This is a genomic window from uncultured Methylobacterium sp., assembly GCF_964244095.1.
GTDB lineage: Bacteria > Pseudomonadota > Alphaproteobacteria > Rhizobiales > Beijerinckiaceae > Methylobacterium.
On sequence record NZ_CAXTHR010000015.1, the window covers coordinates 1 to 12,504 of the forward strand.

A 12,504-nucleotide genomic window follows, 5' to 3' on the forward strand; every position below is an offset into this window, starting at 1 on the left:
CCAAGCTCGTGGTGATCGACCCCTACCGCACCGGCACCGCGGCGGCGGCCGACCTCCACCTCGCCCCGCGGCCCGGCACCGACGGGGCGCTCGCCTGCGCCGTGCTCCACGTCCTGTTCCGCGACCGTCACGCGGATCGCGGCTACCTCGCCGCGCACGCGCAGGACACGACGGCGCTGGAGGCGCACCTGGCGACGCGCACGCCCGAATGGGCCGCGGGCATCACCGGCCTCGGCGTCGCCGAGATCGAAGCCTTCGCCGCCCTCTACGGCGGCACGCCGCGCAGCTACGTCCGCTGCGGCTTCGGTTTCACCCGCTCGCGCAACGGCGCGGTGAACCTCCACGCGGTGACCTGCCTGCCCACGGTGACCGGCGCGTGGCGCCACGAGGGCGGCGGCGCCTTCTGGATGAACGCGTCGATCTTCCAGTGGGACAAGACCCTGACGGAGGGCCTCGACGCCCGGGCGCCGGGCGTGCGCGAACTCGACATGAGCCGCATCGGTGCCATCCTCGCCCGCGACGCGGAGGCGCTCCAGGGCGGGCCGCCGGTCGGCGCCATGCTGATCCAGTCGGCCAATCCGGCCGCGTCCGCCCCCGACGGCGGCTGGGTGCGCGCCGGCCTGCTGCGCGAGGACGTGTTCGTGGCCGTGCACGAGCAGTTCATGACCGAGACGGCCGCGCTCGCCGACGTCGTGCTGCCCGCCACCACCTTCCTGGAGCACGACGACATCTACGGTGCGGGCGGCCACAGCCATATCCAGGCCGGCCCGGCGGTGCTGCCCCCGCCGGGCGAATGCCGCTCGAACCACGACCTGCTCGCCGACCTCGCCCGCCGCCTGGGAGCGGAGCACGCCGGCTTCCGCCTCACGGCGCGGGCGCTCGCCGACGCGACGCTCCACCGCTCCGGCTGGGGCGGCCTCGACCGGCTAGAGCGCGAGCGGTGGATCGACGCGCAGCCCGCCTTCGCCGAGAGCCACTTCCTCACGGGCTTCGGCCACCCCGACGGCCGCTTCCGCTTCGCGCCGGACTGGGCCGCGCTGGGTGCTGCCGGCGCGGACATGCCGGCGCTGCCGGATCACTGGGCGGTCACCGAGGCGGCGGACGCCGCGCATCCGTTCCGCCTCGTCGCGCCGCCGGCGCGGCAGTTCCTCAACACGAGCTTCACCAACAGCCCCGAATCGCGGCGGCGCGAGGGACGGCCGACCTGCCTGCTGCACCCGGACGACGCCGCGCGCCTCGGGATCGCCGCCGACGACGCGGTGGAGGTCGGCAACGCCCGCGGCACGGTCCGCCTGCACGCCCGCCTCGCACAGGGACAGCGGCCCGGGGTCGTCGTGGTCGAAAGCCTGTGGCCGGGCGCGGATTTCGCGGGCGGGCGCGGGATCAACGTCCTGATCGGCGACGCGCCGGCGGCGCCCAACGGCGGGGCGGTGTTCCACGACACGGCGGTGTGGGTGCGGGCCGCCTGAGCGGCGTCAGGCCGGCAGGGCCTCCGGCACGGGCGCGCCCAGCCCGCCGAACAGGCGCCGGCCCGGGATCGCCTCGACGAGCCCGCGCGTATAGGGATGCTCGGGTGCGGAGAAGACCGTCCCGGCCGGCCCCTCCTCGACGATCCGGCCCCGCCGCATCACCGCGACCCTGTCGGCGATCCGCGCGGCGATGCGCAGGTCGTGGGTGATGAACAGCAGGGCGAGGTCGTACTCGGCGCGCAGTTCCGCCAGAAGGTCGAGGACGCGCGCCTGGACCGAGACGTCGAGGGCCGAAACCGCCTCGTCGGCCACGAGGACCGCGGGCTTCAGCGCGAGCGCGCGGGCGATGCAGATGCGCTGGCGCTGGCCGCCCGAGAACGCGTGTGGGAACCGCTCGGCCGCCGCCGCCTGCAGCCCGACCCGGTCGAGCAGGGCGCGCGCCTCCGCCATGGCCTGCTCCGCCGGCACGCCGTAGGCCATCGGCCCGCGGGCGATCGCGTCGCCCACCCTCTGGCGCGGGTTCAGCGCCGCGAACGGGTCCTGGAACACGATCTGAATCCGGCGGCGCGCCAGCCGCAGCGGCTCGCCGCGCAGGGCCAGGAGATCGCGGCCCTCGAAGCGGACGCTGCCCGAGTCCGGCTCGGTGAGCCGGAGGATCATCTGCCCGAGCGTCGACTTGCCCGAGCCCGACTCGCCGACCACGGCCAGGGTCTCCCCGGCCGCGAGGGCGAGGGAGACCCGCTCCGCCGCGACGACGCGGCGGAGCGGGCGGAACCAGCCCTGCCGGGTGACGAAGGTCTTCGACAGGTCCTCGACCTGCAGGATCGGAGGGCTCGCGTGTCCGATCGGGCGCGTCGGGTGCGACCGCGCGCGGGGGACTGCGGCGATCAGCGCGCGCGTGTAGGGATCGCGCGGCGCCGTCAGCACGGCCTCGGCACCGCCGTGCTCGACGATCCGGCCGTCGCGCATCACCACGACGCGGTCGGCCATCTCGGCGACGACCCCGAAATCGTGGGTGATGAGCAGGACGCCCATGCGGCGCTCGGCCTGGAGCTTCCGAATCAGCGCGAGGATCTGGGCCTGCGTCGTCACGTCGAGGGCCGTGGTCGGCTCGTCGGCCACCAGCAGCGCCGGATCGTTGGCCATGGCGATGGCGATCATCACCCGCTGGCGCTGGCCGCCCGACAGCGCGAAGGGGAAGCTGTTGCGCAGGCTCGCGGGCTCCGGGAGCCCGACCGCCTCGATCAGCGCGCCGACGCGGGCGTTCAGGGCGCCGCGCGGGGTCGCGGGCGCGTGCGCCCGGATCGCCTCGGCGATCTGCTCGCCGACCCGCTTCAGGGGGTTGAGGGCGCTGAGCGGCTCCTGGAAGATCATCGCCGCCTCGCGCCCGCGCAGGCTGCGCATCTGCGCCTCGTCCGCGGCGGCGAGGTCGCGCCCGCGCAGGGACACGCTGCCGCCCGTCACGGTCACGCCCGGGGGCAGGAGGCCGAGGATCGTGTGAGCGATCATCGACTTGCCCGAGCCGGACTCGCCGACGAGGCAGACGATCTCGTTCGCGGCCACCGTCAGCGAGACCTCGCTCACCGCGTGGCTGCGGTCGGCGCCCGGCGGCAGGCCGACCGAGAGGTTCCGGATCGCGAGCAGCGGCGCGCTCACGCCCGGCCCCCGCCTGCGCGGCGCGGGTTCAGCGCGTCGTTGAGCGCGTCGCCCACGAGGTTGATGGCGAGCACCGTGACGAGGATCGCCGCGCCGGGGAACACGCTCATCCACCACGCCTGCCGGATCACCGTGCGCGCGGCGCCGACCATGTAGCCCCAGGACATCAGGTTCGGGTCGCCGAGCCCGAGGAAGCTCAGCGCGCTCTCGATCAGGATGGCGGTGGCCACCGTGAGCGAGCCGGTGACGATGATCGGCGCCACCGCGTTCGGCAGGATGTGGCGCAGGACGAGCGCCAGCGGACGCTCGCCCTGGCAGGCCGCCGCGCGCACGAACTCGCGGCCCTTCAGCCGCAGGAACTCGCCCCGGGTGAGGCGCGCCAGAGGCGGCCAACTGATCGCCGCGATCGCCGCGATCTCGTGGGACAGGGAAGGCCCGAGCGTCGCCACCAGCAGGACGGCGAGGATGAAGCCGGGGATCGTCTGGAACAGCTCGGCCGCCCGCATCAGCGCGTCGTCGACGAGGCCGCCGAACCAGCCGGCGAGCGCGCCGACCACCACGCCGACGAGGAGGGCCGCCAGCGTCGAGGCGACGCCGATCGCCAGCGAGACCCGCGCCCCGTGGGCGAGCCCGGCGGCGATGTCCCGGCCCAGCGTGTCGGAGCCGAGCGGCAGGTCGGGGCTCAGCGGCGGCTCGAACGGCGCGCCGACCATCTCCCAAGGGTCGGCCGGCGCGATCAGCGGCGCGAACACGGCCACGAGCACCACCGCGAGCAGCAGCGTGAGGCCGATCACCCCGCCGGGCCTGCGCAGGAAGGCGCGGACCACGCCCATCAGGCGGCCTTCGCCCGCGCCGCGATGCGCGGGTCGATCAGCCGCGAGAGCAGGTCGGTCAGCATGTTGATCAGGATCACGAGCACCGACATCACCAGGAAGATCCCGAGCAGGACCGGATAGTCGCGCTGGCTCAGCGCCTCGAACACCAGCCGCCCGAGGCCCGGCCACGCGAACACGGTCTCGACCACCACCGCGCCGCCGACCAGCGCGCCGGCCTGCATGCCGGCCACCGTCACCACGGGCAGGATCGCATTGCGCACCATGTGGTCGCGGATCACCCGCGCGCGGGTGAGGCCCTTGGCGCGGGCGGTCTTCACGAAGTCCTGGGCCGCCACCTCGACGATCGAGGTCCGCATCAGCCGGGCGTAGACGGCGAGGTAGACCGCGGCGAGCGCGCAGGCGGGCAGGGTCAGGTGGGCGAGGACGTCGAGCGCCTGGCCGGCCGGGGAGAACGTCGCGCCGACGCTGCGGTAGCCGAAGGCCGGCAGCCATTCGAGCCGGACCGAGAACACCAGCACCAGCATCAGCCCGAGCCAGAACACCGGCATCGCGTAGAGCACCAGCGAGACGAGACCGATCAGCGTGTCGGACCACCGGCCCGCGCGCACGCCCGAGAGCGTGCCGAGCAGGATGCCGAGGCCGAGCGCCAGCGCGAAGGCGGTGCCGGTGAGCAGCAGGGTGGCGGGCAGCCGCTCCAGCACCAGCCCGAGCACCGGCCGCTGCTGCCGATAGGAGTAGCCGAGATCGAGGCGCAGGACCCGGCCGAGATAGCCCGCGAGCTGCACGGCGTAGGGCTTGTCGAGGCCGTACTCGGCCCGGAGCTGGCGCAGCAGGGTCTCGTCCGAGGCGCCGGACTGGCCGGCGATGACCTGCGCCGGATCGCCCGGCGCGGCGTGGACGAGGGCGAAGTTCACGCTGGCGATGACCAGGATCACCGCCACGGTCTTCGCGATCCAGGCGGCGGCGGCCGCGAGCGCCCTCACGCGCGATAAGCTTTGGCGAAAGTGTCGTTGACGCCGCTGCCGCTGACGACCAAGTCCTTCATGCGCTTGTCGGTGAAGGTCGGGAAGTCGAGTTCGGTGAGCCACGCCACGGCCGCGTCCTCGACCAGGATCTTCTGGACCTGGCTGTAGAGCGTCTGCCGGGCCGCGTCGTCGCGCGCCACCGCGGCCGCCTCGAACAGCCTGTCGACCTCCGGGTTGGTGTAGCCCGAGGTGTTCGAGAACAGGATGCCCTTGCGGATGTTCGAGGAGATGTAGGAGCGCGAGACGCCGAGCGCCGGGTCGCCGTACTGGTAGGTCCAGGGTGCCGAGATCTCGAACTCCCAGTTGCCGCAGCGCGCCGCCCAGCCGCCGACGTCGATGCCCTCCAGGACGATGTCGATCCCGACCTTGCCGAGCGACTGGCGGACGTACTCCGCCACGCGCTGCCACACCTCGCCGTAGGGCGGCACGAGGTACTTGAGGCTGACCCGCTTGCCGTCGGCGCCGGGCTTCAGGCCCATCTCGTCGAGGAGTGCCGTGGCCTTGGCGACCGAGAAGTCGTACGTCCTCACGTCCGCCTCGTAGAACCGCGTCTTCGAGGAGACCGGGCCGGTGGCGACCTTGCCGAGCCCGAAGAACACGCGCTTGCGCAGCGCCTCGCGGTCGATGGCGTGGAGCACCGCCTGCCGGAACCGCTTGTCGTTCATCGGCGCGATGCGGGTGTTCATCTCCAGCCAGAGGTGGGGGGCGTAGAACTCGTAGCCCTTCGTCGTCATGTCGAGGTTGGGCAGCGCCTTGAGGCGCGGCACGTCGAAGGCCTCGACGTCGCTCCACTGCGTCAACTGGATCGTGCCGGTCTCCAGCGCGACCGCGCGCGAGGCGGCGTCCGGGATCACGCGGTAGTAGATCTCGTCGAGATAGGGCTCGCCCGGCCTGTAGTAGCCCTCGTGGCGCACGAGATGGATGTGGGAGCCCTTTACCCACTCCTTGAGCTTGAACGGGCCGGTGCCGATCGCCTTGGCGTTGTTCGGGTTCTGGCGCAGGTCGGTCCCCTCGTAGAGCGCCTTGGAGATGATCGGCGCGGTGGTCGCGTCGAAGGCGTGCAGGAAGGGCGCGAACGGCTCCTTGAGCTTGAACACCACGGTGAGCGGGTCCGGCGCCTCGGCCGAGGCGAGGCGCGAGAAGGTGCCGCGCGCCCGCGCATGCGCCTCCATCAGCGCCTTCGTGACCGAGAACACCACGTCCGCCGACGTCATGGCCGAGCCGTCGTGGAAGGTGATGCCGGGAAACAGCCTGAACGTGTAGGTGAGGCCGTCGGGGCTGCGCTCCCAGCTCTGCGCCATGCCGGGCTTCGGGGTGAGGTCGAAGTCGTAGGTCAGCAGGCTCTCGTAGATCTTGCCGCACACCGTCAGTGTCGGGGCCTGCTGGTTGAGGGCCGAGACCAGGATCGGCGGCTCGGGCTGGATCACGGTGTTGAGCACGCCGCCGCGGGTCTGGCCGGCCGCCCGCACGATGCCGAACGGCATCGGTCCCGCGGCACCCGCGGCCAGCACGAGCTTGGCGAAATCGCGACGGTTCATCCCTGACCTTTCCCAGACGGCGTCGGAACGGCCCAGGGACGATCCTGCGGGTTTCCCGCGGGCGGCCGGGTCGCTCCCGCGCATCCGATGCATTGCCCGGGCCACTTGCGCAAGCGGCGCACTTGATGCCGCAAGACGGAGGAACGCGGCCTCGACCACTTCGCGGGTCGTCCCCGGACGGGGCCGCATCGACACGCACCGATGACCTGCATCGCGTGGACCTGCATCGCGTGGACCTGCATCGCGTGCGCCGACCTCCAGGACCCGCGTCTCGCCGAGCAGGCCCGCTTGGAACTGACCCGCTTGGAACTTGCCCGCTTAGAACTTGCCGCCGAGGCCGACGCCGCCGCCGGGGGTGAGGGCAGGCGCCATGGCGCTTGAGGATGAGCCTCCGGCGGACGAGCCCTCGATCTCGTCGCGCCTGATGCGACGCGGCCCGTCGTTGGAAGCGCGCGCCGCGTCGCGCTTGTCCTTGGGCAGGTCGAGGCGCTTCGTCGGCGCGGTCGCGATGGCCCGGCCGTCGGCATCGACGTCGACCGTGCGCGCCTCGCGGCCGGGCAGGCCGCTGCGCAGCGACGGCGGCGGCCCGACCTCGGTGGCCGGCATCACGCCGCCGCTGCCGCCCAGCGCCCCGCCGAGGGCCTGACATCCGGCGAGCGAGGCGCCGAGGCAGAAGGCGGCGGCGAGCGTCAGCGGCCGGGCGCAGATGGGCGGACGGGATGCGGGCAAGTGGGGTGCGAGCAAGTGGGGTGCGGGCACGGGCATGGGCGGCGCGTTCCTGTTCATCGGGCGGCGGCCGTCGATCCGGGCCGCAGGTTTCGTCGTTGGGCGCCTGTCTACGATGCGGTCCGGGCGAAGACCAGACGGCCGCGCGACCGTCGCGGGATGCCTCGGCGGATGGGAGGGGGCGTCCGGGCCGGCGGGACGGCCCGGAACTTGCCGTCCGGAATTTGCCGTCCGGAACTTGCCGCGCTGCGGGACGGCGCGGGTTCACAACTTCGCCTTGGTCGGGGACCATGCGAGGATCGTGCTTTGCGCGGAACGAGCCGGTAGGACCCGGGCGCGCCGCGGCGCCGCCAGCACCCGAGGAACCTGCGTGACCACATCGATCCGGATGATCGCGACCGCGACGATCACCCTCTGGGCCGCCCTCCTCGGAAGCGCGGCCGTCCTGGCGCAGGCGCCGCCCGCGAGCGGAGAAGGGGCGCCCGCGGCGCCGGCCGCGCCGCAGCAGGGCACGCCCGCCACCGTCCTCGACACGCAGGACTACGAGAGCCTGCTCGGCAAGAGCGTGCGCAGCGCCAACGGCGACGAGCTCGGCCGGGTGATCGACCTGATCATCGACAAGGAGGGGCGCCCCCGCGCCGCGATCATCGATTTCGGCGGCTTCCTCGGCGTCGGCTCGCGCAAGATCGCCGTCGATTGGCGGGCGCTGCGCTTCACCGCCGACGGCAAGGTCGGCCGGCTGTGGCTGCAGCTCAGCCGCAACCAGGTCCGCGTCTCGCCCGAGTACAAGGCCGGCGAGCCGATCGTGGTGCTCGGCCCCGCGAGCCCCGGCCCGAACGAGGGCGAGCAGGCGGCGGCGCCCGCGGGCGTGCCGGCGGCCCCCGCGGCCGTGAAGCCGCCCTCCGACAAGCCGGCGGCCGACAAGGCGCCGGAGAAGGTGCCCGATAAGTGACGGTGGCCCGGCCCAAGGACCGCCGCGTCATCCCCCCCCGCGAGGCGCAGCGCCAGCCGAGGCCCGACCACGAGGCCCGCATCCGGCCGGTCCGGTTGCGCGAGCCCGCCCCGGAAGCCCCGCCCCCGGCGCCGGCGGGACCGCCGACCGGGCTATCGCGCGCGAGCCGGCGCGGCCTCGATGCCTTCGCCTTCTTCGTCGCCAACCTCCAGACCGGGTTCGGGCCGTTCCTGGCGGTCTACTTCACGCAGTCGAAGTGGACCCAGGCCGACATCGGCTTCGCGCTCACCGTCGGCAGCGTCGTCAGCCTGCTCGGCCAGGTGCCCGGCGGCGCCTTCGTCGACGCGATGCGCGCCAAGCGGTTCGCCGCCGGCGTCTCCGTGGTCGCCATCTCGGCCAGTGCGCTGGCGCTGGCCCTGTGGCCGAGCTTCCTCGTCGTGCTGATCGCCATGGCGGCGCATTCGGCGGCGAGCTGCATCCTCACGCCGGCGATCGCCGCGATCAGCATCGGGCTGGTCGGGCATGCACGCGCCGGCGAGCGGCTGGGGCGCAACGCCAGCTTCCAGGCGATGGGCAACGCGGTGGCCGCCGCCGGCATGGGCGCCTGCGGCTACTACCTCTCGAACGACGCGGTGTTCTACCTCACCGCCGCCCTGGTCGTGCCGACGGTCATGGCGCTCACCGCGATCCGCGCCGACGAGATCGACGCGGGCGTGCGCACCCAGGAGCCGGGCCCCGCCCGCGGGGAGGCCGGCGGCGTCCGGGCGCTGCTCGCCAACCGGGCGCTGCTGAGCTTTGCCGCCTGCATGACGCTGTTCTTCCTCGCCAACGCGGCGATGCTGCCGCTGGTCGGCAGCGTCCTGACCCTGCGGGCAAGCGAGACCGCGACCGCGCTGGTCGCCGCCTGCATCATGGTCCCGCAGGCGGTGCTGGCGATCCTCGCCCCCGCGATGGGCCGGGCGGCCGAGCGTTGGGGCCGCTATCCGGTCCTGCTCGTGGGCTTTTCCGCCCTGCCGGTTCGCGGCCTGCTGTTCGCCTACACCGACAACCCCTACCTGCTGGTCGCGATCCAGGTGTTCGACGGCATCTCGGCGGCGGTCCTCGGCGTGATGGTGCCCCTCGTCGTCTCCGACCTCACCCGCGGGACCGGCCGGTTCAACCTCGCCCTCGGCGCCGTCGGCACCGCCATGGGCATCGGCGCCGCGCTCTCGACCTCGCTCGCCGGTCTCCTGGCCGATCGCCTGGGAAGCCACACCGCCTTCCTCGGGCTCGCGCTGGTGGGAGCCGCCGCCTTCGTCCTCGTCGCGCTGATCATGCCCGAGACCCGGCGCGAAGCGACGTCATGATGCGGGATGCCGCCCGCGCATCCCGGCCCGGCATCGGATTCGCATGCCGGTCAAGGACCGTTCAGTTTCGGTCGCTAAAAGCGCGGCCGGGAGCGGGAAGGACGCAACATATGGCGAGGCCGTCGCGTTGCCCCGTCGTGGTTCGTTCCAACCTGCGTCGCATCGTCCCCGCATCCGTATCCGCGCACGTCGTCCCACCCTCCTCCCCTTCGCCGGCCGTCCGCGTCGCCTGAAATCGAGATGCTCATCGCGATGGAAGACCTCTGCCAATACGCCGACCGGCCCTTCGCCTTCGTGGGCCGCTACCTGCGGCGCCGGGCGCTCCCCCACGCCGTCATCCTGGCCGCGGTGCTGGGTGCCGTCGGCTTCTCGGTCTCGACCGATTACGCCCTGAAGGGCGTCGTCGACGCCCTGAGCAGGGGCCCCCAGGCGAACCTGGTCTGGGGGGCGCTCGCCGTCCTGATCGCGTTCATCGCCGCCGACAACATGCTGTGGCGCGTGGCGTCGCTCGTCGGCTCCTTCACCTTCGTCGGCGTCACCGGCGACATCCGCCGCGACCTGTTCCGGCACATGACCGGGCACTCGCCGAGCTTCTTCGCCGACCGGCAGCCCGGCACGCTGGCCTCGCGCATCACCGCGACCTCGAACGCGATCTTCACGGTCGAGAACATGTTCGTGTTCAACGTGATGCCGCCATGCGTGGCCGCCTTCGGCTCGATCCTCTACATCGGCAGCGTCAACCTCACGATGGCGCTGGTGCTCGCCGGCATCTTCGCCGCCGTCGTCGTGCTGATGTTCAAGATGGCGGCGGCGGGCAAGCCGCTGCACCACGACTTCGCGTCGAAGGCCGCGAGCGTCGACGGCGAGATGGTGGATCTCGTGGGCAACATGCCGCTCGTGCGCGCCTTCTCGGCGTTCAAGCGCGAGGGCGTGCGCTTCGAGGGCACGATCGCCCAGGAGATGCGGGCACGGCGCTCCTCGCTGCTCTACCTCGAAAAGCTCCGGATCGTGCACGCGATCCTCACGGTGCTCGCGGTGCTCGGCCTGCTCTACTGGGCGATCACCATGTGGGAGGCGGGCCAGGCGACCAACGGCCAGGTCGTGCTGGTCTGCACGCTCGGCATCCGCATCCTCGCCGCCACCCGCGACCTCGCGGTGGCGCTGGTCGACGCGACGCAGCACACCGCGCGGCTCTCCGAGGCGTTGCACACGCTGCTCCAGCCGCACGACCTGATCGATCACCCGGAGGCCGTGCCGCTATCGGGCAGCGGCGCGAAGATCGACTTCCAGCACGTCGCCTTCGCCTACCCGGACGGGCGTTCGGTGTTCACCGATTTCGACCTCGCGATCGAGCCGGGCCAGCGCGTCGGCCTCGTCGGCAAGTCGGGTGGGGGCAAGTCGACGCTGTTCTCGCTGATCCAGCGGTTCTACGACGCCAAGGGCGGCAAGATCCTGATCAACGGCCAGGACATCGATCGGGTGACGCAGGACAGCTTGCGCGAGGCGATCACCGTCGTGCCGCAGGACGTGTCGATGTTCCACCGGACCTTGCGCGAGAACATCCGCTACGGCCGGCCCGAGGCGTCCGACGACGACGTGTGGAAGGCGGCCGACGCGGCGCATTGCACCGACTTCATCAACGCCCTGCCGGAGGGCTTCGACACCATCGTCGGCGACCGCGGCGTGAAGCTCTCGGGCGGCCAGCGCCAGCGCATCGCCATCGCCCGCGCGATCCTCAAGGATTCGCCGATCCTGCTCCTCGACGAGGCGACCTCGGCGCTCGACGCCGACTCGGAGGAGGCGATCCGCCACGCGCTCGCCAACCTGATGAAGGGCCGCACCGTCATCGCCATCGCCCACCGGCTCTCGACGCTGAAGGACTTCGACCGGATCGTGGTGCTGGAGGGCGGCCGCATCATCCAGGACGGCTCGCCGGACAAGCTCACCCATCTCGACGGGTTCTACCGCGAGCTGATGAAGAAGGAATCGATGGGGATGTCGGCGCTCGTCGCCGCCTGAGGTTCCGATCGGTTACGCAAGCGCACGCCGCCCCGGACTGGTGGAGCGTCAGCCCAACCCGATCCGGGGGCCGGCACGAAGGCATCGCGCAGCGTCGGGACCCGTGCGCCGTCGGCATGGAGCGGCTGCGCGGCTCCTTTTCTCGCCGGGTCCCGGATCGCCTCCCGCTGACGCTTCAGGTGTCCGGGGAAATGGCGCCGCGTGAATTGGTTCGATCGGCGACCGGCCTCAGCCGAGTTTCATCGCCCTGAACATGAACCGTTTGGCGTCGTCGTCGAGCTCGGCCTTGAAGGCGTGGCGGCCCTTCAGAGCTTCCGCACGTTGCGCCGCCGGCCGGGCGCTCACCGTGTCGAGCAGACGCTTGACATTGGGGAATTCGAGGACCGCGTCTTCGCCGAGCACGAAGTGCAGCATCCGCGCCCAGCCCCAGACCGCCATGTCGACGATGCCGTACTCCGCGAGCATGAAGGCGCGGCCCGCCAGATGCCCGTCGAGCACGCCCCAGTGGCGGCGTGCCTCGAACACGTAACGCTCCGCGGCGTAGCCGGTCCGCTCCGCTTCGGGAGCGAAGTGGCGGAAGTGGACGCACTGCCCTGAGAACGGCCCGATGCCGGTGGCCACGAACATCAGCCAGGACAGCATCTCGCCGCGTGCCGCCTCGCCCTGGGGCAGGAAGCAGCCGGCCTTCTCGGCCAGATGCAGCAGGATGGCGTTCGAGTCGAACACCGTGGTGTCGCCGTCGACGATCGCCGGCACCTTCGCGTTCGGATTGATCGCAGCGTAGCCGTCCGCGAACTGCTCGCCCTTGCGGGTGTCGACGGGCACCGGCGCGTAGGCGAGCCCCGTCTCCTCCAGGCAGAGCGCCACCTTCATCGGGTTCGGCGAGAGGTTGTAGTAGAACTGGATCATGGCGTGGCTTGCATCCGTGACGGTCGTC

10 protein-coding genes are annotated in these 12,504 nt (G+C 72.3%); 4 read left to right on the top strand and 6 right to left on the bottom strand.

What is annotated here, in order from left to right:
- A partial coding sequence (locus tag ACFE86_RS04205; RefSeq protein ID WP_375454072.1) for a molybdopterin-dependent oxidoreductase occupies positions 1–1,469 on the top strand: 1,469 nt, incomplete at its 5' end.
- Positions 1,470–1,475: 6 nt separating this feature from the next.
- Here the strand turns inward: ACFE86_RS04205 and ACFE86_RS04210 are convergent.
- The 5 genes from ACFE86_RS04210 to ACFE86_RS04230 all read right to left on the bottom strand — a co-directional run bounded on the left by ACFE86_RS04210 (position 1,476) and on the right by ACFE86_RS04230 (position 7,253).
- Positions 1,476–3,125: an ABC transporter ATP-binding protein gene (locus tag ACFE86_RS04210; RefSeq protein ID WP_375454073.1), complete on the bottom strand. Its 1,650-nt coding sequence runs from the start codon at positions 3,123–3,125 to the stop codon at positions 1,476–1,478.
- The gene (locus ACFE86_RS04215; RefSeq protein WP_375454074.1) at positions 3,122–3,958 is read right to left on the bottom strand and encodes an ABC transporter permease; all 837 of its coding nucleotides are present in this window, start codon (positions 3,956–3,958) and stop codon (positions 3,122–3,124) included. The genes ACFE86_RS04210 and ACFE86_RS04215 overlap by 4 nt, the downstream gene beginning before the upstream one ends.
- Complete coding sequence (locus tag ACFE86_RS04220; RefSeq protein WP_375454075.1) at positions 3,958–4,944, bottom strand: ABC transporter permease; 987 nt, start codon at positions 4,942–4,944, stop codon at positions 3,958–3,960. The genes ACFE86_RS04215 and ACFE86_RS04220 overlap by 1 nt, the downstream gene beginning before the upstream one ends.
- A complete protein-coding gene (locus tag ACFE86_RS04225; RefSeq protein ID WP_375454076.1) occupies positions 4,941–6,524 on the bottom strand; it encodes an ABC transporter substrate-binding protein in 1,584 nt (527 codons plus the stop codon). The genes ACFE86_RS04220 and ACFE86_RS04225 overlap by 4 nt, the downstream gene beginning before the upstream one ends.
- A gap of 318 nt (positions 6,525–6,842) precedes the next feature.
- The gene (locus ACFE86_RS04230; protein WP_375454077.1) at positions 6,843–7,253 is read right to left on the bottom strand and encodes a hypothetical protein; all 411 of its coding nucleotides are present in this window, start codon (positions 7,251–7,253) and stop codon (positions 6,843–6,845) included.
- Positions 7,254–7,620: 367 nt separating this feature from the next.
- Here ACFE86_RS04230 and ACFE86_RS04235 point away from each other — a divergent pair, with 367 nt between their 5' ends.
- The 3 genes from ACFE86_RS04235 (at position 7,621) to ACFE86_RS04245 (ending at position 11,567) form a co-directional block, all read left to right on the top strand.
- Positions 7,621–8,202, top strand: coding sequence for a PRC-barrel domain-containing protein (locus ACFE86_RS04235; RefSeq protein ID WP_375454078.1), 582 nt, complete (start codon positions 7,621–7,623; stop codon positions 8,200–8,202).
- Positions 8,199–9,548 carry an MFS transporter gene (locus ACFE86_RS04240; protein ID WP_375454079.1) on the top strand — a complete coding sequence of 450 codons (1,350 nt, stop codon included), beginning with the start codon at positions 8,199–8,201 and terminating at the stop codon, positions 9,546–9,548. Before ACFE86_RS04235 ends, ACFE86_RS04240 begins: the two co-directional genes overlap by 4 nt.
- Before the next feature lie 252 nt (positions 9,549–9,800).
- Entirely contained in the window at positions 9,801–11,567 is a 1,767-nt protein-coding gene (locus tag ACFE86_RS04245) for an ABC transporter ATP-binding protein (RefSeq protein ID WP_375454080.1), read from the top strand.
- Positions 11,568–11,795: 228 nt separating this feature from the next.
- Here ACFE86_RS04245 and ACFE86_RS04250 read toward each other — a convergent pair whose 3' ends face one another.
- The gene (locus ACFE86_RS04250; protein WP_375454081.1) at positions 11,796–12,476 is read right to left on the bottom strand and encodes a glutathione S-transferase family protein; all 681 of its coding nucleotides are present in this window, start codon (positions 12,474–12,476) and stop codon (positions 11,796–11,798) included.
- Positions 12,477–12,504: the final 28 nt, after the last annotated feature.

What these genes read in the sequence shown, in the direction of transcription:
- ACFE86_RS04215 (WP_375454074.1), bottom strand. Translation starts at nt 3,958, where the DNA reads ATGGGCGTGGTCCGCGCCTTCCTGCGCAGGCCCGGCGGGGTGATCGGC.
- ACFE86_RS04225 (WP_375454076.1), bottom strand. Translation starts at nt 6,524, where the DNA reads ATGAACCGTCGCGATTTCGCCAAGCTCGTGCTGGCCGCGGGTGCCGCG.
- ACFE86_RS04245 (WP_375454080.1), top strand. Translation starts at nt 9,801, where the DNA reads ATGGAAGACCTCTGCCAATACGCCGACCGGCCCTTCGCCTTCGTGGGC.
- ACFE86_RS04250 (WP_375454081.1), bottom strand. Translation starts at nt 12,476, where the DNA reads ATGATCCAGTTCTACTACAACCTCTCGCCGAACCCGATGAAGGTGGCG.